Raw genomic sequence first — 18,890 nt, forward strand, 5'->3', positions numbered from 1 at the left:
TTAAGGCGTGGCTTTTTGTTTCCCTTTCCCCAGACTGCACAGACAACACTTCCCTAAAGCCATCATTACACTTCCATACGTTCTGCTGATAGAAGGTTACACATTCGTTTTGTACACTGTTCAAAACCAAATGATTAGGACAGCATAATGAACAAAACACTCATCGCGTTAATCACTTTAACGGCAGCAGGAACAGCAACAGCTGGCGACACTTACATTCGTAACGGTAACATCTACAACAACGAAGGCGGTTGGATGGTCGAAGCTGGCGTAGTGCAAGCCAGTGATCTTTTCAAAGACCAAAAGCACAATACAGCACCAGTGTTAAACGGTGGCTATCACGGTGAAGATTTCAACGCTGATCTTGGTGGCATCAACTACCGCTTTCTTGGTGAAACTAACGAATTGTTAAACATGAGTGCTTATGTGGTGGGCAGTGGCGTACCTCGCGATAGCGATGTAGCGAAAAGCTTAAAAGGTACTAAGCGTCGTGATTTTGCGGTCGATTTAGGTTTAAACGCAGACTTCACACTCGATCCAAACAACGTGATTTCAACTTACCTACAACACGATGTTTCTGGTGCCTATAAAGGCTTCCAAGGTGGTGCGACTTACTTCCACATCATGAACATCGGCAATGCTGATTTCGTACCATTTGCGAGCGTGTCTTACCAAAGCGAAGACTATGTAGATTACTACTTCGGTGTCACAGACAAAGAAGCACGCGCAAACCGCAAAGCTTACAAAGGCGAAGCTACGGTAAACTATGGTTTAGGCTACAAACTGGTTGTGCCAATCACCGATAACTGGCAAATCAGCCAAGTATCACAATACACGCGTCTAGGGAGTGGCATCAGTGATTCTTCTATCGTAGAGAGCGCAAACCAATGGACAGTTGGCGCGACCGTTTCTTACAACTTCTAGTCTCTTTCCGTTAATAGAAAAAGCCATCATCACGATGGCTTTTTGTTTGTTTAGCTTGGTTTATTTAGCTTTGGGCGCTTGGCGTTTCGGTTTTCCTTGAAACTGCTTAATGCTCTTTTTGGCATTGGTTCGGCGATTGGCTTTTTTATCACGTGGAGCACGTTTGCTTTCGCCTGTTGATGGCTTATCCGTTACTGGGAAACCTTCAAGGTCTTGCGTTGGCAATTCACGCTGAGTCAAATTACGAATAGCCGTAAGCGCTTCGGCTTCGCCATGGCAGACTAGCGACATTGCAACACCTTGTTCGCCTGCACGGGCTGTACGTCCTACTCGGTGAACGTAAGTCTCTGCGTGCATTGGCAACTCAAAGTTAATCACTACTGGTAGTTGCTCGATGTGAATACCGCGAGCTAATAGATCGGTGGCAATTAGCACCTGTGTTTGCCCAGATTTAAACTGCGCCAGCGCTTCTTCTCGCTCTGCTTGGCTCTTATTACCGTGCAGCGCATTGGTTGTGATTCCAGCTTTGTTCAACTTCTTCGCCAAACCATCAGCGTTCTCTTTCGCGCCAATGAATACCAATACCTGAGCCCATGCATTTTGCTTGATCAGTTCAATCAACGCTTTGGTTTTGCTGCCTTTGTTGACGAGATATAGCGTCTCAGCAATATCTTGATTGGTGCTGTTTTCTTGATGCGCTGCTACCTGTTTTGGTGCATGCATCAGCTGCTTGGCTTTGCCCTTCAACTCCTCAGAAAACGTTGCTGAGAACATCGCGGTTTGTCGCTGGTTTGAAATCTGCCCTGCAATATTTTGCACGTCAGGCCAAAAGCCCATATCCAACAAGCGATCCGCTTCATCCAACACTAGGTAATGGATATTACTCAGGTTCAACCCGTTGCTCGCCAGATCTACTAAACGACCCGTTGTCGCCACAAGAATGTGAGGGTTTGCCGCAAGTGCTTGTAGTTGCGTCTCTTTATCCACACCACCACACAAACACACTGCGTTGAAACCAATAGCTTGACCAACTTGGTTAATCGCCTCGCTCACTTGTGTCGCCAACTCGCGTGTTGGTACTAGAATCAGCGCTTTTTGCTCTGGATTTACACTTAGCTTTTCCAACAAAGGCAAACCGTAAGCAAGGGTTTTTCCGCTGCCCGTGTTCGCTAATGCCAATACGTCTTTACCACTGAGTAGTTCAGGAATTGCCAAAGCCTGAATATCGGTTGGCTTCTTGAAGTCTTTTGGCAGTGCATGAATCAGCTCAGAACTCAAAGAGAGAGTAGAAAATGGCATTAGCTTAACCTTGTGCTTTTGGTTGAAGAGGCAGTACAACAATATAGATGCAGTAAATCGCAGGCGCGGACTTTACCACAATCCAGTAGACGAACCATCCCATTTTAGAAGAGGAAATCTGCAAACGTCGTTGGTTTTTAATGCCTGAAGCAAAAACAGCGATTAGATTGCCGCTTGGTAGGTACCACGAATAGGGTAATCATTTTCTGGGTTACGGATAAACGCCAATCCTGAGAGCAAGACTTCTAGGTCAGGTCGAGCGAATGGACCGTTGGAAATATCGACTAACTGAACTTGTCCTTTACTGTTCACCACAAACAAACCTGGCTCTGCAAAGAGATGGTCTGTCTCTTTTTCTGAGCGAGGCTCCGAGATGTACAGACCTAGCGTTTGCATCTGCTCTACTGTCAGGTCATAAGCGACTGGGAACGTGACGCTAAGTTGCTCCATATGCTGCTGTAGCTGTGCTTGGCTATCTGCGGAGACTGCCACGATGTCCATCCCGAGTTGTAAGAATCGCGCTTTTAGTGTCTCTAGTTCGTTGAGGTAACGAGTACACAAAGGGCAGTGTTTGCCGCGGTAAACCACCACTAAGCGCCAATCGACATTCTCAGAAGGTGTACCCAGCTCGATAGTTTCGCCACTTAGCGTTGGCAGAGTGATAGAGGGGAACAAGTCACCTGCGGTAAATTTTGTGGTTGTCATTATTCAGTCCTATTTACTTCACGTTGTTTAAGATAAAACGAGCGCGACACAGGTTGGAGTGGAGAGCATTGCTGCCCTCACATGTCGCGCTCGAACTAACAGACCTGAGTTATCGTTGAATGTATTCGTAACTTTCGTCAGATTTGTTGCGTTTACCTACGTACTTATCTTCAAAGTTTGGGGACCACACTGCGCTCGCATCTTGGTTTTGATTCCAATCAAAAGCGGTAAAGCGGTGCACCATTTTCCAAACACCATCACGACGTTCAAAACGGTACAGGTGACGACCACCTAAAATGCCTTCTTTGTCCACGCCATCTTCTTCATGCACGTGGTACGCCCACACATAGCTCTCTGCAGTTGCTGTATCACCATCTACTTCAATGAGAATGTTGCTGATGCGGTGCTGTGTAATTTTGATTGCTTCAAACCCTTTCATTGCTGGTTCCACAAAAGCGTGGGCATTGTCGTTATAGAAAAACAAATCTGGGAAGATTGGGTCTTGATGGTCTTCAATAGCATCTTCCCAGTAAGTGGACTTCATCAGCTCTGCGTCCATACGATCTAAAGAGCGAGCATGACGGAAAATCACTTCAGTAATATCTTGTTTATCAAGTAGAAGTTGCAGTTTTTGTTGCATGTCCATAAGCGCCTCCATTGGCGAATCAATCTTGGTTAATCTTTCTTACCGATTTGTTTTTCGGCTTGGGATGTATCTTAGAACCAACCAATATCGACTAAAACTGAGCTACAATGACTAGCACCTATGCCTATTTAGAATAATTGAGAGCACTAATGGACCAACTAAGTGCAATGCGCGCATTTGTTCGAGTGGTACAAACGGGCAGCTTTTCTGCCACGGGTCGTGAAATGAATACCTCACAAACAACGATCAGCAAAAAAGTGGCAGCGTTAGAAAAGAAAATCGGCGTCAAGCTCCTCGCTCGAAGCAGTCGCGACCATGCTTTAACGCCTGCAGGCGCGAAGTATTATCAAACTTGCGTTGATATTTTAGGTGAACTGGATGAAGCCGAAGCTGAGGCAAGATCGGAGGTGGCTTCTCCCCAAGGGACGATTCGCATCTCAGCACCAGTGGCGTTTGGTCGCATTTTGCTTGCTCCTATCATGGCAGAGTTTTTCCAACGCTATCCTGATATCAAAGTGGATTTGCAGCTCAGTGACCAGCACACCGACTTGATCAGTGATGGGATAGATGTCGCAATTCGAGCTAAACAACTGGAAGACTCAACGCTGATTGCGCGCCATTTGTTTGATAACCCAATGCTCATTTTAGCGGCACCGAGTTATTTACAACAGCACGGAGAACCCAAAGCTCCTGAAGACTTAAAACAACACAATTGTTTGGTTTATTCGCGGATGAGAGACATTAATGTATGGAGCTTTACCAAGCAAAATCAGAAACATGCCGTCGCGGTAAATGGTAATTTTCAAAGCGACAATGGGGATGTATTACTAGAGGTCGCATTAACTGGAATAGGGATTGTCATTCTTCCGATTTGGATGGTTGAACATCACTTAAAAGAAGGGCGACTTACACAATTGATGAGCGACTACATAGGGCAAAATTTACCTTTCAATGCGGTGTACTTACAAAGCCGTTATACGCCTCTTAAGGTTCGCTGCTTGATTGATTATCTGAAAGAAAAGCTTCCCAACGTTGAGTAGCAACAAAAAAGCGCAGAGCCAAAACTCTGCGCTTTTAAAAGTGCTTTTACATTGTAAATCGTTACTTGGTGTAGAAAGCGCGTTTTAGTGCCATTTCTAGACCACGCACTTCCGCAAGGCCTTTCAAGCGACCGATGGCTGAGTAGCCTGGGTTGGTCTTCTTCTTCAAATCATCCAGCATTTGGTGACCATGGTCAGGACGCATTGGGATCAAACGGTGATCACCCACTTCTGCGCGGCGTTGTTCTTCGTCCAAAATTGCCATCACCACGTTGTACATATCCACATCGCCATCTAGGTGAGCTGCTTCGTGGAACGTCATCGGGTTGCTTTCTTCACGCTTGGTTGAACGCAAGTGAGTGAAGTAAACGCGGTCGCCATGCTTTTTAATCATCTTCACTAGGTCGTTGTCACCACGCACACCGTAAGAACCCGTACACATGGTTAAACCGTTCATTTTGCTCGGTACTTTTTCAGTCAACCAATCGATGTCTTCGATGGTTGAAACAATACGCGGCAAACCAAGAATTGGACGCGGTGGATCGTCTGGGTGTACAGCCAACTTCAAACCATGCGCTTCACACACTGGCATAAGTTCCGCTAAGAAGTGCGCCATATGCTCACGCAGCTTATCTTTGCTGATGCCCGAGTAACGGTCTAACTGTGCTTGGAACTCTTCTAACGTGTAACCTTCTTCAGCACCCGGCAAACCAGCAATGATGTTGCTTGTCAGTTGTTGGATTTGCTCCGCCGTCATGTTGTTGAAGTACTCAAGCGCCTGCGCTTGTTCAGCTTCGGTGTAATCCGCTTCTGCGCCCGGGCGTTTAAGAATGTGCAGCTCAAATGCCGCAAATGCGATTTGGTCAAAACGAAGTGCTCGAGAACCATCTGGCATTTCAAACTCTAGGTCGGTACGTGTCCAATCTAGCACTGGCATAAAGTTGTAGCAGACTGTATCTACGCCACATTCTGCAAGGTTACGCAGCGTCTGTTTGTAGTTGTCGATCCACTGTTGGTAATCACCTGTTTGAGTTTTGATTTCTTCATGAACAGGGACACTTTCAACCACCGACCACGTTAAGCCTCTCTCTTCGATGATGGCTTTACGTTTTAAAATCTCTTCTTTCGACCACACTTCCCCATTTGGAATGTGGTGCAAGGCATTTACGATGCCTGTTGCGCCAGCCTGACGAATATCGTCTAGCGACACTGGGTCATTCGGACCGTACCAACGCCAAGTTTGTTCCATGACACTCACCTTTTTTAAGACGCACTCAGCCCGCTCAAATTATTCAAGCTAAGTGCACAACGACTTCTTAATATGCAGCCACGATAATGCAGCTGCGCTGACTAGAGCCGACCAAAGCCGGCAATGTGGTTAACTATTTTCAGCACCCTGCAGAACAACAGGGTTGGAACTGAATAAGTAACCATCAAAATCTGGGTCATCGATGTCAGACAGCTCCAACAGGCGCTGTTTAACGTTTTCAAGGTGTTGCCACATGGCATTTTTTGCAGCGATAGGATCTTTACGCTGCAATGCGGCGAGGATTTTGGCGTGATCGTCTAACCACTCTTCACGGTAGTCTTGACCAGCAATGTGGGAATGGAGTTTATTCCACATTGGGCTGCTCTCACGTCGCTCCCAAGATTGTCTCAGCATGTCCACCAATACAGAGTTTTGGGTTGCTTCTGCAATACACATGTGAAACTTCTCATCACCGTTGCAATCTGCGGTGCCACTGGCGAGTTCTTCTCGTTCCAGTTCAAGGGCTGCACGCATTTTCACAATGTCGCTTGGCGTCACTTGCATCGCGGCAAATTCAGCGATGTTGCTTTCAAGTAACTGACGAGCTTGGAGCATTTCGAACGGACCAGCATCATCGCTGATCACATTCTCGCGGGAGTTGGGTTGAGATGGAATATTGATGACATACACCCCAGAACCTTTTTTCACTTCGACAAGGTTTTCCAGCTCAAGCATGATGATCGCTTCACGCACAACTGTGCGGCTAACGTCGAGACGTTCTGCAATATCGCGCTCAGGCGGCAACCTATCACCAACCTTGTAAAGGCCGTTGATTAACTCTTGTCTTAGGACTAGACCGGTTTCTTGATACGGTCTTTTCGGTTCAAAAGGCATCATGATGATATTATCACTATATTCCATCTAACTTCTCACGCCATCATAACGACCAATAACAATTGGTCAACCTCTATGTACCAGAATGTGGTAACACCTTGTTTTCGATTGTTTCGTACTAATTAAATTGTGAATTATTGAACGGCTTTGATTTTCTCAACCAATTCATTTAATTCAGGATTTGTCTTTTCTAGGTCCGCGTACATTGGCTGAACCGCTTCAACAAATGCCGCTTTATTTGGCTCTACAAAAGTCACGCCCATCTTCTCTGCTTTCGCGCGCTCTTTCGCTTCTGACTCAGCCCACAGCTTCTTCATGTATTCCGAAGAGTCTGCCGCTGCTTTCATCAGTGCTTGTTGCTGCTCTGGCGTTAGCTTGTCATACGTCTTAGTAGAGATAACCAAGATGTCTGGCACCATGGTGTGCTCATCCAAGCTGAAGTATTTCGATACTTCACTGTGACGGCTCAAGCTAAACGATGGGATGTTGTTTTCCGCAGCATCGACCACGCCTTGTTGTAATGCCGTGTATAGCTCACCGTATGCCAACGGCGTTGGGTTGCCACCCAATGCTTTCACCATCGCAATCGCTGATGGGCTTGGCTGTACGCGCACTTTTAGACCTTTTAGATCTTCCGGCGTGTTGATTGGCTTGTTGGTGTAGAAACTACGCGCACCCGCATCGTAATAAGTCACACCAATAAAGCCGCTGTCCGCTGAAGAATTCAGGATTTCACGACCCACTTCACCATCTGTCACTTTGTAGTAGTGGTCTTTATCGCGGAACAAGTAAGGCAGGTTGAATGCCGCGTAAGCCGGGGAGAAAGCTTCCAATTCTGCCGCGTTGCTCTTCACCATATCTAGAGCGCCGTTTTGCATTAGCTCCATCGATTCACGCTGTGTACCTAGCTGTGCATCAGGGTAAATACGGATACGAACTTCACCATCTGTCATTTCACGAACTTCTTTTGCCATAAAGTCCATTGCTTTATGTACCGCATGGTCACGAGGGTGGTTGTGACTCAGCTTCAAAGTGGTCGCAGCATAAGCAGAAGCAGTGGCGCCGAAGGTCATTGCAGCACCTACTACAGCGCTTAAAAGAGTCTTACGCGTCATCATTGTTCTATTCTCCTTGGATTGGTTGTCCAATATGTAGGGTAGTTTTAATTTTTTATCGGTATTTCTTGTTTCGAAGCCATTATTGGCGATCAAAAAACCTATCGTCAAAACAAAAATGCAAATTGATTGACCAAAATCACAATAGCAATCGTTAAATTGGTCAACCAATCCAATTGTGAAGCTGCTCACGGACAACCAAATCGGCTAACTTATAATCCACTCAGAAAGATTAGCGTATGTTGCTGCCCTACACAGAAACAGTTCCTTACATTGGTAAACCAATTGTTATGAGATGCGCGTATTTACTTAAAGGAAATAAAAATGAATAAATTGGTCAAATACATAAACAGGGGGCTGGCTGCCTTTACGGTCTCTCTCTCGACCTTCCTCGTCATTTGCGTAGTCTGGCAAGTGTTATCACGCTATGTGATTGGCAGACCAAGTACCGTTACTGACGAACTTGCTCGCTATCTCTTTATGTGGGTAGCATTAATTGGCGCCGCCTACACCACCGGCCTTAAACGTCACCTTGCTATCGACTTGCTAACAATGAAGCTGCAAGGCAAGCGCAAACTCATCAATGAAATCGTCATCCAAATTGCCATCGCACTGTTCTCTTACGTGGTGTTGGTTCACGGCGGTACGCAACTCGCACTGAAAACACTGGCAACTGGCCAGTTAACGCCAGCACTAGGCTTGGAAATGGGCTACATCTACTTCTGCCTACCAATCAGTGGCGCACTGATGATCTTTTACTCTGCGGTATTTGCTTTCGACCGTGTAAAACAATTGACGTCTGGTGAAGCCCTACTCACCGACACCCAGCTTGATCAATAGAGGGTTCCACAATGGAATGGCAATTAATTCTCACCCTGTTCGGTAGCTTCGCGGTCTTATTGACGATTGGCGTACCGGTTTCTTTTGCTATCGGTTTGTCATCGCTAGCCACTATTTTAATGAGCTTACCGCTAGAGCCTGCGATCGCCGTTGTGGCGCAGCGTATGGCGGCAGGCCTTGATAACTTTGCTCTATTGGCAATCCCGTTCTTTATCTTGGCGGGTAACATCATGAACCAAGGTGGTATCGCACTGCGTCTTATCAACTTCGCAAAAGTACTCGGTGGCCGCCTTCCTGGTTCACTAGCACACGTGAACGTAATGGCGAACATGATGTTTGGTTCGATTTCTGGCTCTGCGGTAGCGTCTGCAGCAGCGGTTGGCGGCACCATGTCTCCTCTGCAAAAGAAAGATGGCTACGATGAGAACTTCTCTGCAGCAGTGAACATCACTTCTTGTCCTTCTGGTTTGTTGATTCCACCAAGTAACACTTTAATCGTGTTCTCATTGGTATCAGGTGGTACATCTATCGCGGCATTGTTCCTAGCAGGCTACATTCCTGGCATCTTGATGGGTCTAAGCATCATGGTAGTGGCGGGTATCATTGCAAAACGTCGTGGCTACCCAGTGGCAGCACGCCCTTCTCTTGCAATGGTTTGGAATACCTTCTTGAAAGCCGCCCCATCTCTTGCACTGATTGTGATCATTATGGGTGGCATCATTGGCGGTATCTTTACAGCAACAGAGGCTTCAGCTATCGCGGTGGTTTATACCTTTGTACTTGCGGTGCTGATTTACCGCGAAGTGAAATGGCGTGACATTCCAAAGATCATCCTAGAGTCTGCAGTCACCACTTCTATCGTATTGCTACTGGTTGGCGCATCGATGGGCATGTCTTGGGCGATGGCGAACGCCGACATTCCTTACATGATTGCAGATGCCCTACTGGCTATCTCTGACAACCCAATGATGATTCTACTGATCATCAACGTCATTCTGCTGATTGTCGGTATCTTCATGGACATGACACCAGCGGTACTGATCTTTACGCCTATCTTCCTGCCAATCGCACTGGATATGGGTATTGACCCTGTGCACTTCGGCATCATGATGACCTTCAACTTGGCTATCGGTATCTGTACCCCACCAGTAGGTAGCGCGTTGTTCATCGGTTGTTCTGTGGCGAACGTTGCCATCGACAAAGTAATTAAGCCTCTACTTCCATTCTACGTTGCACTGATTGCAGCACTAATGGCCGTGACCTTTATTCCTCAGCTAAGTCTGTTTTTGCCTAACCTTGTTCTTGGCTACTAAGCGCTGGGTTATAAGTTTTAGATTACGAATTATTAAAATACACCATCCCGCAGGTTCGCCTGCGGGAAAAGGGATACAACAATGAAGACTATTTCGAATTCCACTCTGAATGAAAACGTTCTGCTTCCGGACTACGACCGCCCAACGCTTAAAAGCCGTATTGTTCACCTTGGTTTCGGTGCTTTCCACCGCGCACACCAAGCTCTATTCACCAACGAGATGCTGAGCAAAACGGGCTCGGACTGGGGCATTTGCGAAATCAACCTATTTGGTGGTGAAGAGTTAATTCAATCGCTGCGCGCACAAGACCACCTCTATACAGTGGCAGAAAAAGGCGCAGAATCGACAGAGGTAAAAGTGATTGGATCAGTGACCGAATCACTCCACCCAAGCCTCGACAGCATTCAAGCGGTGTTAGAAAAAATGACAGAGCCACAAGTGGCGATCGTTTCAATGACGATTACCGAGAAAGGCTACTGCGCCGACCCAGCGACGGGCACGCTTGATAAAAACAATCCGCTAGTCATTGCTGACCTTGCCAACCCAACGGAGCCAAAATCAGCATTGGGTTACATCGTGCAAGCGCTGAAGATGCGCCGTGAACGCGGTCTGACGCCATTTACCGTGATGTCTTGCGATAACGTGCAAGAGAACGGTCACGTAGCAAAAGCAGCGGTACTTGAGTTCGCTCAACTGCTCGACCCAGAATTGCGTGACTGGATTGAAACCAACGTTACCTTCCCTTGCACCATGGTTGACCGCATTGTGCCAGCAGCAACCGAAGAGACACTGACTGAAATCGCTGAGCTACTTGGCTGTGAAGATCCATGTGGCATCGCTTGTGAACCATTCCGCCAATGGGTTATCGAGGATAACTTCGTGGCTGGTCGCCCAGATTGGAGCGTGGCTGGCGCAGAATTTGTTGCCGACGTTGTGCCTTACGAAGAAATGAAGCTGCGCATGCTAAATGGTAGCCATTCGTTCCTAGCCTACCTAGGTTACCTTGGCGGTTACGCGCACATCTCTGACACCATGACAGATGAAGGCTACCGCAAAGCGGCATTCGATATGATGATGCAAGCGCAAGCCCCTTCGCTGACCATGCCAGAAGGCACCGATTTAGAAGGCTACGCCAAGCTGCTTATCGAGCGCTTCACTAACCCGAGCTTGAAACACAAAACATGGCAAATCGCGATGGATGGCAGCCAGAAGATCCCACAACGCATGGGTGGCAGCTTACGATTCCATCTTGCTCAAGGTTCTAACTTCCCATGGTTGGCAACAGCGATTGCAGGCTGGATGCGCTATGTCTCCGGCGTGGATGAGCAAGGCAACGACATTGATGTCCGCGATCCAATGGCAGAGACACTACGTCAGATTTGCGACCAACACGGCTTGAACGTTTCTGTTGTGCCTGCATTGCTCGCTGTTGAAGCTATCTTCCCAGTAGAGCTTGGTCAAAACCCACAAGTGATTGATGCGGTGAGCAGTGCTTACCAATCGCTAATCGATAACGGTGCTCGTGCCACTGTCGCTGCGTTGTAATAGGAGTTAACGATGAAGAATTTCTTGTGTGAAGACTTTTTACTCTCAAACGAAACTGCACGTCGCTTGTACCATGAGCATGCGTTCCACCAGCCAATTTATGATTACCACTGCCACCTCAACCCAGCGGAAGTAGCGCAAAATCGTCAGTTCGATAACTTGGGTCAAATCTGGCTTGAAGGCGATCACTACAAATGGCGTGGCATGCGCTCGGCAGGCATTGAAGAGCGTTTAATTACCGGTGACGCGAGCGATTACGACAAATACATGGCATGGGCGAAGACGGTTCCTCAAACCTTGGGCAACCCGCTTTACCACTGGACACACCTAGAACTGCGTCGCCCATTCGACATTACCAATACGCTGTTTAGCCCAGACACCGCTGACCAAATTTGGCATCAATGTAATGAGCTGCTTGCGACACCTGAGTTCACAGCTCGCGGCATCATGCAGCAAATGAACGTCGTAATGGCGGGCACGACCGATGATCCTATTGATTCACTAGAACACCACAAAGCGATCGCAGAAGACGACACCTTTAACGTTAAAGTGCTGCCGAGTTGGCGTCCGGATAAAGCGTTCAAGATTGAATTGGACGTGTTTGCGGATTACATGCACAAACTGGGCGAAGTAGCAGACATTGAAATTCGCCGCTTTGATGATTTATTGAGTGCGCTTGATAAACGTTTGGCACACTTCGATGCACATGGCTGTCGTGCGGCAGACCACGGCATTGAGATCGTCCGTTACGCACCGATCCCAAGCGAGGCTGATTTAGATGCGTTGCTGACCCGTCGTTTGAATGGCGAAGTATTGTCAGAGCTTGAATGTGCGCAGTTCTCTACCGCAGTTCAAGTTTGGCTCGGCAAACGCTACGCGCAATTGGGCTGGGTCATGCAGCTTCATATTGGCGCACAACGCAACAACAGCACACGCATGTTCCAACTGTTAGGTGCCGACGCTGGCTTTGACTCGATTGGCGATCGCCCATTTGCTTTTGAACTGGCACATCTATTGGATGAAATGGACCAAACCAACGAGCTGCCTCGCACCATTCTTTACTGTTTGAACCCTCGTGATAACGAAATGATGGCGACTATGATTGGTAACTTCCAAGGTGGCGGCATCGCGGGCAAAGTGCAGTTTGGCTCGGGTTGGTGGTTCAACGACCAGAAAGACGGCATGCAACGCCAAATGGAACAGCTTTCTCAGCTTGGTTTGCTCAGCCAATTCGTCGGCATGCTAACGGATTCGCGCAGCTTCTTGTCTTACACTCGCCACGAGTACTTCCGCCGCATCTTGTGTGACATGATTGGTCGTTGGGCAGAGAACGGCGAAGTTCCAAATGACCTATCGTTGCTTGGCCCTATGGTCGAAGACATCTGTTTTGGTAACGCAAAACGCTACTTTGAAGAGAGGGCGTAACCAATGAAACACATCGCCATTATTGGTGAATGTATGATTGAGCTGAATGGCAAACCGTTCGGCTCAATGCATCAAACATTTGGTGGGGATACGCTCAATGCTGCGGTTTATTTGAGCCGCGGCTGCGAAGCCAATAGCAAACCTGATGAAGTTAAAATCTCTTACGTTACAGCGCTTGGCAATGACCCAATCAGTACGGGAATGCTGACTCGCTGGGAAGACGAAGGCGTATCAACAGACTTAGTGCTGCGCGATGAGACTCGCACGCCGGGTTTGTACTTGATTCAGCTTGATGACCAAGGCGAGCGTACGTTCCTATATTGGCGTAACCAATCAGCTGCGCGTTACTTACTTCAACATCCAAATTTTGGACTGGTTAAGCAAGCATTAACTCAAGTGAATGCGGTGTTTCTCAGCGGTATCTCTTTGGCCATCTTGCCAGAAGAAGACCGAATTTCACTGCTCAACTTATTGGTCGAACTAAAAGCTCAAGGCGTTGAAATCGCGTTTGATAGTAACTTCCGTCCAGCACTATGGCCTCAAGACGATAATCAAACCGTCAAAAACGTTTACCAAGCCATGTATCAACTGACGGACGTTGCCTTAGTGACTTTTGATGATGAGCAATTGATCTGGGGTGACGATACACCAGAGCAAACCATTAAACGCCTTACCTCTCTTGGCGTAGGCAAATGCATCGTCAAGCTCGGCGCAGATGGCTGCTTAGTTCAAGACTCTACAAATCAGGGTTCGAGCGCGGCTCTGGCTCCACAAGCCGTGCCAACCCAACCTGTCGCTCAAGTGGTGGACACCACATCGGCGGGCGACTCATTCAATGGTGGCTTTTTATCGGCATACCTTACTGGCACAGATCTCGCGACTTCATGTCAAAGAGGCAACGCACTGGCAGGTGCTGTGATTCAACATCGCGGTGCCATCATTCCCAAAGCATTCACACAACCGGCGCTTGGCGTCGTTTAAGGAACACTCATGTCTAGCATTAAACAACAATTAAAAGCTCTGAAAGTCATCCCAGTTATCGCCATTGATAAAGCAGAAGACATTATCCCATTGGGTAAAGTACTGGCAGAAAACGGACTACCAGCAGCTGAAATCACTTTCCGTTCAGCAGCGGCTGCAGAAGCGATTCGCCTATTGCGTGAAACCCAGCCAGACATGCTGATTGGCGCAGGTACGGTACTGAACCGCGAGCAAGCAATTGCAGCAAAAGAAGCAGGCGCAACCTTTATCGTATCGCCTGGCTTTAACCCAAATACCGTTAAAGCGTGCCAAGAAATCGGGATTGATATCGTACCGGGTGTGAACAACCCAAGCACAGTTGAAGCCGCGCTAGAAATGGGATTGACCACCTTGAAGTTCTTCCCTGCCGAAGCCTCTGGCGGCATCAACATGGTGAAATCACTGCTCGCGCCATACACCGACATTGAACTGATGCCTACTGGTGGCATTAACCCTGCGAACATCAAAGATTACTTAGCTATCCCGCGCGTATTGGCATGTGGTGGTACGTGGATGGTAGACAAGAAACTGATCGAAGCGGGCAACTGGGAAGAGCTTGCACGCCTAACTCGCGAAGCAGTAGCACTTGTGAATGCGTAATGATTGGTAAGTCATCTCAAGGCTCTTGGGTAACCCCTTAGCGATTTAGATAAAGTGCCCAGCCCTCCCTTTGTGGAGGGCTGATTCGTTCAAAGCATGGCTCAAAGAACAACACTCTAGGGAAACAAATGGAAAACTGGTTAGCACAAGGCATTGGTGGCATCGCATTTATGGTTGGCGTGATGGCATTCTGGCAGAAAGATGACATGCGCTTTCGCTATCAGATGATGACGTTTTGTTTCATCATGGGTATTCACTTTACCCTGATGGGCGCAACCGTCGCCGCCATTGGTGTGATCATTAATGGCATTCGCAGTTTCGCCTCAATCAAAACTCAATCACGTAAAGTAATGTGGTTCTTCATTGCTCTTATGTGGCTGATGACCCTTCCAAACATCACTCACTTTTTTGAGTTACTCACTGTAATCGGATCATCCGTCGCCACTTGGGCACTCTTTTCCAAACAAGGCATCACTCTACGCAGCTTAATTTTGTTTAATTCCTTCTGCTGGGTCAGCCACAATATTTGGCTTGGTTCTATCGGTGGTTCATTAGTCGAGAGTACTTTTATCATCACCAACTTACTGACCATATATCGCTTGTATCAATCGAATAAAAATAATAACCAGACACAAACTTTAAATCAGGATTAATGTATTTAGCGCTTTTTCTCACCTGGTAATAATTTTGGAGTAAACAATAACAGCCATAGCGTTACATAGAATTTGGAAGCGACATAACATAAAAGTAAAGTATTGATTTTAAAGATCTTAAATAAAAACAAACAGACTACAAAATCAAGCTCACATTTAATTTGGTCAACCTATTTTTAATTATATATTGAGTTTAATCACCTAATTAAAAAATATGGTGATCCAAATCTTTAGTTCAATTAATTTTGGTTAACCAAAACATCGCTAATTACTAATATTGGTCTTGAACAAACAACTATACCAACATTAGGACAGCGACATGAAACGTCTTACCCAACTCACTCCTATCGCAGTGGCGCTTGTTCTCGCAGGGTGTAATTCATCCGACGATGACAGCAACTATGCTCAACCAGAAGTCTTCTCTCGAGTGCACGACGTGCTCAGCGTTGATGGTTATCAATTTAGAGACTCCAATGGCAACGGGACGTTAGAACCGTTCGAGGATTGGCGTCTAACACCGGTAGAGCGTGCCGCCGATCTTGTTAGCCGACTGACGCTTGAAGAGAAAGCCGGCATGATGCTTATCGACACACTCAACTCCGGTGAAGGCGGTGTCGTGACAAGCAAAGGTCAGGACATGATCGCCGATGCTCAAATGACACGTTTTATCTTCCGTAACAGCGTGGTGGAAACACCAGAAAACGCGCCAAACTGCGACAGTGGACGCTCAGGCTGCCAGATTTCACCTAAAGAAGCCGCGACTTTCATGAATAGCGTTCAAGAGCTGAGAGAGAAAACCCGAATGGGTATCCCAGCGCTATTTAAGTCCAATGCACGCAACCACATCGACCCATCTGCAAAAGCGGGTATCAACGTCTCTTCGGGTGCATTCTCGGCTTGGCCAAAAGAAGCTGGACTTGCAGCCACTCGCGATATGGCGCTGATTGAAGAGTTTGCGGGCATCATGAATGAAGAATGGTCGTCGATTGGTTTACGCAGTATGTATGGCTACATGATGGATTTGGCGACAGAGCCTCGTTGGTACCGCGTACATGAAACCTTTACAGAAGACGCGGATCTTGCAGCAGATATCATGCGCTCTTTGATCAACGGCCTACAAGGTGGTGGCGCTATTGACCAAGACAGTATCGCCCTTACGATCAAACACTTCCCCGGTGGTGGTCCTCAAGAAAACGGCGGTGATCCTCACTACGACTTTGGGCAAAACCAAGTCTATCCAAAAGACAACTTTGATTACCACTTGATCCCGTTTATTGCCGCGATTGATGCTGGCGCCTCTTCGATCATGCCTTACTACGGTATACCAGTAGATCAAAAGTGGATGCCAAATGATGTAGGCATGTCCTTCTCTAAAGGTATCGTGACCGATCTGCTGCGTGGTGAGCTGGGCTATACCGGCAACGTCAACTCCGATACCGGTATCATCGGCGACCGAGCATGGGGTGTGGAAGATAAAACCATCGACGAACAAGTTGCGATGGTAATCGAAGCTGGCGTCGACGTTCTCTCTGGTTTTAACGATAAAGACGTCATCGTAAATCTGGTCAACAAAGGACTGATTGACGAAGAGCGTGTCGATCTTTCAGTGACTCGCTTAGTCAAAGAGCAGTTCCAACTTGGTTTGTTTGAGAACACGTATGTGGACGTCGATAAAGCCCAAGAAATCTTAGGCAACGCCGAACATCAAGAACGTGCAGACTACGCTCAGAAGAAATCCGTGGTCCTGCTGCAAAACACAGACAAGACATTGCCTCTAGCCAAACCAAACGCCGACAGAGCAGTTTCGCTCTATGTGATGGGTATGGATGAAACCATCGCTGGTGACGAGCGTTTTGGCTTTGATGTAACGTCTGGTGATTATGAAGATGGCAAAGCTCGCCCACCAGTACCAGCAGGCACTGATTACGCCGTTATTCGCGTTCGCGTCTCCAATGAAGGTGCGGATCCTGAGCTTATCTTTGGTGGTGCAAACCCAGATGAACTCGACCTGCTGGCATTCAGTCAAATGGCAACCGCAGCATCTTGGAAAATTGAGCCAAGTCTGACCGATATCCAAGCCGTCATGAATGAAATTGGCGCACAGAAGACCGTGCTTTCAATTAACTTCCGTCAACCGTTCGTACTGGATGACGCAAGTAACATGAAAAAATCGGGCGCAATCTTAGCCACCTTCGGTGTATCAGACAGCAACTTAATGGAAGTCCTTTCTGGCAACTTCGCTCCTCAAGGCAAGCTTCCATTTGCACTGGCAAACAGCGCGCAAGCGATTTTGAACCAGCACTCTGACTACCCAGGTTATGACGACGCAGACACCTTGTACGAATTCGGTCACGGCCTAAGTTACGAATAACCTTTTATCCACCGAACTAGGCAGTGTCTCGGCGCTGCCTTTGTTGGATCTACTTGAGGAATAAACCATGGAACACATACTGCAGTTAGACTGGGTTGACCAAAGCATTCCCCATAAAGTTTGGGTTGAACAATACTACGACGGCTGCCGCATTTGCCTAAAGGTCGTCAAGGATGTTGAGCCAGAAATGCTCTCATTGATTGTGCCCAACATTGATGTGAAAAACGTTCGTCAGGCATGGCAAGGTAAAGCTATCAACGTTACACCCGCTTATGATGATGGCGTCCTTTTCACTCAAACCCGTTCGCTGTTCAACCTTCCTCATGGTTGCGTGATTTGGGCCGTCACTCATATCAAGATGCAAAATGGTTTGAAGATGTCTGCTGACAAGCTCTGTTTTGTACCGAAACATTCAAAGCAAGATTCTCGCTTTCAACAAGAACATCACGCTGAGGCATGTTAAACCAATAAGGTCAGCCCAGCAGCTGACCTTGTGTTTATCTGTGCTTTGCTTCAGTACGGATGAAAATCAACCTTTTGACAAATTGGCGGGATGTAAAGCTGAAGATAGGACTCAGATAGGCGAAGGGCTTCTTTAGCCAGTTCTGGGGTGATGTAGCCATATTTGCGGTACGAGAGAGAGTAGATTTTGTCGGCAACTTGCAGGGATATAGCAAAAATATTAATCGGTTGAGGTAGCTGAGGAATGTCGAAGAACTGGCGATAAATCATCTCAACTTGATACCCTAATTCAAGATCATGCTCTGTATCTGCGTGACCTAACTCTGCAAACGTATGTCGACCCAATATCAATTTTTTGGCAATAGGATTGTTATTATAATAATTCACATAAGCCGTTTCTATCATTCGATTAATATCGCTCCAATGGACAATCTTTTCTTCGTCAATACACTGCTCGAGTAATAAATCAAAATCAGAGAAAACATTTTCCAATAAGTTATGAAATAAGTTTTCTATATTTGGATAATGATGATAAACCGTTGACGTTGCCATTCCGCATTCTTTAGCAACGTCGTACATCGAAATATCCGTCGCTTCTCGCCTCTCCATCAAACGGACAACTGCTTCGTTAATTTTCAACAATTTTGTTTCTGTACTAACTTTTCGCATCGTGATGTTGTCCTTCCAAATTTTAATTAAAACCTAATATATAAGGTCACACTATCAATGTCCGCCAAAAACGACCGTAACTTTGACATGCGACCTTATTGATTTGTGAATTAACTTATT

General features: G+C 47.0%; 18 protein-coding genes. 11 read left to right on the forward strand and 7 right to left on the reverse strand.

Annotated elements, in window-relative coordinates:
• Window positions 1–147 precede the first annotated feature (147 nt).
• Window positions 148–924, forward strand: coding sequence for an outer membrane protein OmpV (ompV, locus tag ITG12_RS24395; protein ID WP_038871471.1), 777 nt, complete (start codon window positions 148–150; stop codon window positions 922–924).
• Between the two features lie 60 nt (window positions 925–984).
• On the opposite strand, the gene ITG12_RS24400 is transcribed toward ompV, so the two are convergent.
• The 3 genes from ITG12_RS24400 to ITG12_RS24410 all read right to left on the reverse strand — a co-directional run bounded on the left by ITG12_RS24400 (window position 985) and on the right by ITG12_RS24410 (window position 3,574).
• The gene (locus ITG12_RS24400) at window positions 985–2,223 is read right to left on the reverse strand and encodes a DEAD/DEAH box helicase (protein ID WP_038879855.1); all 1,239 of its coding nucleotides are present in this window, start codon (window positions 2,221–2,223) and stop codon (window positions 985–987) included.
• 162 nt (window positions 2,224–2,385) lie between these two features.
• Window positions 2,386–2,928: a peroxiredoxin-like family protein gene (locus ITG12_RS24405; protein WP_038879858.1), complete on the reverse strand. Its 543-nt coding sequence runs from the start codon at window positions 2,926–2,928 to the stop codon at window positions 2,386–2,388.
• 109 nt (window positions 2,929–3,037) lie between these two features.
• Window positions 3,038–3,574: a nuclear transport factor 2 family protein gene (locus ITG12_RS24410; RefSeq protein WP_038879861.1), complete on the reverse strand. Its 537-nt coding sequence runs from the start codon at window positions 3,572–3,574 to the stop codon at window positions 3,038–3,040.
• Window positions 3,575–3,723: 149 nt separating this feature from the next.
• On the opposite strand from ITG12_RS24410, the gene ITG12_RS24415 reads away from it, so the two are divergent.
• Window positions 3,724–4,614, forward strand: a complete 891-nt coding sequence (locus ITG12_RS24415) for a LysR family transcriptional regulator (protein WP_038879864.1) — start codon at window positions 3,724–3,726, stop codon at window positions 4,612–4,614.
• A gap of 61 nt (window positions 4,615–4,675) precedes the next feature.
• On the opposite strand, the gene uxuA is transcribed toward ITG12_RS24415, so the two are convergent.
• From uxuA to ITG12_RS24430, 3 genes are all read right to left on the reverse strand, one after another.
• On the reverse strand, window positions 4,676–5,863 hold the full coding sequence (gene uxuA / locus ITG12_RS24420; RefSeq protein WP_038879867.1) for a mannonate dehydratase: 1,188 nt from the start codon (window positions 5,861–5,863) through the stop codon (window positions 4,676–4,678).
• Between the two features lie 129 nt (window positions 5,864–5,992).
• Window positions 5,993–6,784 carry an FCD domain-containing protein gene (locus ITG12_RS24425; protein ID WP_038871498.1) on the reverse strand — a complete coding sequence of 264 codons (792 nt, stop codon included), beginning with the start codon at window positions 6,782–6,784 and terminating at the stop codon, window positions 5,993–5,995.
• A 107-nt stretch (window positions 6,785–6,891) separates the two neighbouring features.
• A complete protein-coding gene (locus ITG12_RS24430; RefSeq protein ID WP_038879870.1) occupies window positions 6,892–7,875 on the reverse strand; it encodes a TRAP transporter substrate-binding protein in 984 nt (327 codons plus the stop codon).
• 321 nt (window positions 7,876–8,196) lie between these two features.
• Between ITG12_RS24430 and ITG12_RS24435 the strand changes: the two genes are divergently transcribed.
• The 9 genes from ITG12_RS24435 to ITG12_RS24475 all read left to right on the forward strand — a co-directional run bounded on the left by ITG12_RS24435 (window position 8,197) and on the right by ITG12_RS24475 (window position 18,102).
• On the forward strand, window positions 8,197–8,712 hold the full coding sequence (locus ITG12_RS24435; protein WP_038871502.1) for a TRAP transporter small permease: 516 nt from the start codon (window positions 8,197–8,199) through the stop codon (window positions 8,710–8,712).
• A gap of 11 nt (window positions 8,713–8,723) precedes the next feature.
• Window positions 8,724–10,025, forward strand: a complete 1,302-nt coding sequence (locus ITG12_RS24440) for a TRAP transporter large permease (protein WP_009706640.1) — start codon at window positions 8,724–8,726, stop codon at window positions 10,023–10,025.
• 81 nt (window positions 10,026–10,106) lie between these two features.
• Window positions 10,107–11,570, forward strand: a complete 1,464-nt coding sequence (locus ITG12_RS24445) for a fructuronate reductase (protein WP_248874358.1) — start codon at window positions 10,107–10,109, stop codon at window positions 11,568–11,570.
• 12 nt (window positions 11,571–11,582) lie between these two features.
• Complete coding sequence (gene uxaC, locus ITG12_RS24450; RefSeq protein WP_038879876.1) at window positions 11,583–12,995, forward strand: glucuronate isomerase; 1,413 nt, start codon at window positions 11,583–11,585, stop codon at window positions 12,993–12,995.
• 3 nt (window positions 12,996–12,998) lie between these two features.
• On the forward strand, window positions 12,999–13,976 hold the full coding sequence (locus tag ITG12_RS24455; protein WP_038879878.1) for a sugar kinase: 978 nt from the start codon (window positions 12,999–13,001) through the stop codon (window positions 13,974–13,976).
• A 9-nt stretch (window positions 13,977–13,985) separates the two neighbouring features.
• Window positions 13,986–14,615, forward strand: a complete 630-nt coding sequence (locus ITG12_RS24460; protein WP_038879881.1) for a bifunctional 4-hydroxy-2-oxoglutarate aldolase/2-dehydro-3-deoxy-phosphogluconate aldolase — start codon at window positions 13,986–13,988, stop codon at window positions 14,613–14,615.
• A gap of 128 nt (window positions 14,616–14,743) precedes the next feature.
• The gene (locus tag ITG12_RS24465; RefSeq protein ID WP_038879884.1) at window positions 14,744–15,268 is read left to right on the forward strand and encodes a YgjV family protein; all 525 of its coding nucleotides are present in this window, start codon (window positions 14,744–14,746) and stop codon (window positions 15,266–15,268) included.
• 319 nt (window positions 15,269–15,587) lie between these two features.
• Window positions 15,588–17,639 carry a glycoside hydrolase family 3 N-terminal domain-containing protein gene (locus ITG12_RS24470; RefSeq protein WP_248874360.1) on the forward strand — a complete coding sequence of 684 codons (2,052 nt, stop codon included), beginning with the start codon at window positions 15,588–15,590 and terminating at the stop codon, window positions 17,637–17,639.
• Between the two features lie 67 nt (window positions 17,640–17,706).
• On the forward strand, window positions 17,707–18,102 hold the full coding sequence (locus tag ITG12_RS24475; RefSeq protein ID WP_038871521.1) for a hypothetical protein: 396 nt from the start codon (window positions 17,707–17,709) through the stop codon (window positions 18,100–18,102).
• A 50-nt stretch (window positions 18,103–18,152) separates the two neighbouring features.
• On the opposite strand, the gene ITG12_RS24480 is transcribed toward ITG12_RS24475, so the two are convergent.
• Window positions 18,153–18,770, reverse strand: coding sequence for a TetR/AcrR family transcriptional regulator (locus tag ITG12_RS24480; protein WP_038871524.1), 618 nt, complete (start codon window positions 18,768–18,770; stop codon window positions 18,153–18,155).
• Window positions 18,771–18,890: the final 120 nt, after the last annotated feature.

It is taken from the genome of Vibrio sp. ED002, from assembly GCF_023277445.1.
Taxonomy (GTDB): domain Bacteria; phylum Pseudomonadota; class Gammaproteobacteria; order Enterobacterales; family Vibrionaceae; genus Vibrio; species Vibrio jasicida.

Excerpts from the sequence above, each read along its gene's own strand:
- ITG12_RS24430 (WP_038879870.1), bottom strand. The coding sequence starts at position 7,875 with ATGATGACGCGTAAGACTCTTTTAAGCGCTGTAGTAGGTGCTGCAATG.
- ITG12_RS24470 (WP_248874360.1), top strand. The coding sequence starts at position 15,588 with ATGAAACGTCTTACCCAACTCACTCCTATCGCAGTGGCGCTTGTTCTC.
- ITG12_RS24475 (WP_038871521.1), top strand. The coding sequence starts at position 17,707 with ATGGAACACATACTGCAGTTAGACTGGGTTGACCAAAGCATTCCCCAT.
- ITG12_RS24440 (WP_009706640.1), top strand. The coding sequence starts at position 8,724 with ATGGAATGGCAATTAATTCTCACCCTGTTCGGTAGCTTCGCGGTCTTA.
- ITG12_RS24405 (WP_038879858.1), bottom strand. The coding sequence starts at position 2,928 with ATGACAACCACAAAATTTACCGCAGGTGACTTGTTCCCCTCTATCACT.
- ITG12_RS24425 (WP_038871498.1), bottom strand. The coding sequence starts at position 6,784 with ATGGAATATAGTGATAATATCATCATGATGCCTTTTGAACCGAAAAGA.
- uxaC (WP_038879876.1), top strand. The coding sequence starts at position 11,583 with ATGAAGAATTTCTTGTGTGAAGACTTTTTACTCTCAAACGAAACTGCA.
- ITG12_RS24400 (WP_038879855.1), bottom strand. The coding sequence starts at position 2,223 with ATGCCATTTTCTACTCTCTCTTTGAGTTCTGAGCTGATTCATGCACTG.
- ITG12_RS24445 (WP_248874358.1), top strand. The coding sequence starts at position 10,107 with ATGAAGACTATTTCGAATTCCACTCTGAATGAAAACGTTCTGCTTCCG.
- ITG12_RS24480 (WP_038871524.1), bottom strand. The coding sequence starts at position 18,770 with ATGCGAAAAGTTAGTACAGAAACAAAATTGTTGAAAATTAACGAAGCA.
- uxuA (WP_038879867.1), bottom strand. The coding sequence starts at position 5,863 with ATGGAACAAACTTGGCGTTGGTACGGTCCGAATGACCCAGTGTCGCTA.
- ITG12_RS24415 (WP_038879864.1), top strand. The coding sequence starts at position 3,724 with ATGGACCAACTAAGTGCAATGCGCGCATTTGTTCGAGTGGTACAAACG.
- ITG12_RS24435 (WP_038871502.1), top strand. The coding sequence starts at position 8,197 with ATGAATAAATTGGTCAAATACATAAACAGGGGGCTGGCTGCCTTTACG.
- ITG12_RS24460 (WP_038879881.1), top strand. The coding sequence starts at position 13,986 with ATGTCTAGCATTAAACAACAATTAAAAGCTCTGAAAGTCATCCCAGTT.
- ITG12_RS24465 (WP_038879884.1), top strand. The coding sequence starts at position 14,744 with ATGGAAAACTGGTTAGCACAAGGCATTGGTGGCATCGCATTTATGGTT.
- ompV (WP_038871471.1), top strand. The coding sequence starts at position 148 with ATGAACAAAACACTCATCGCGTTAATCACTTTAACGGCAGCAGGAACA.
- ITG12_RS24455 (WP_038879878.1), top strand. The coding sequence starts at position 12,999 with ATGAAACACATCGCCATTATTGGTGAATGTATGATTGAGCTGAATGGC.
- ITG12_RS24410 (WP_038879861.1), bottom strand. The coding sequence starts at position 3,574 with ATGGACATGCAACAAAAACTGCAACTTCTACTTGATAAACAAGATATT.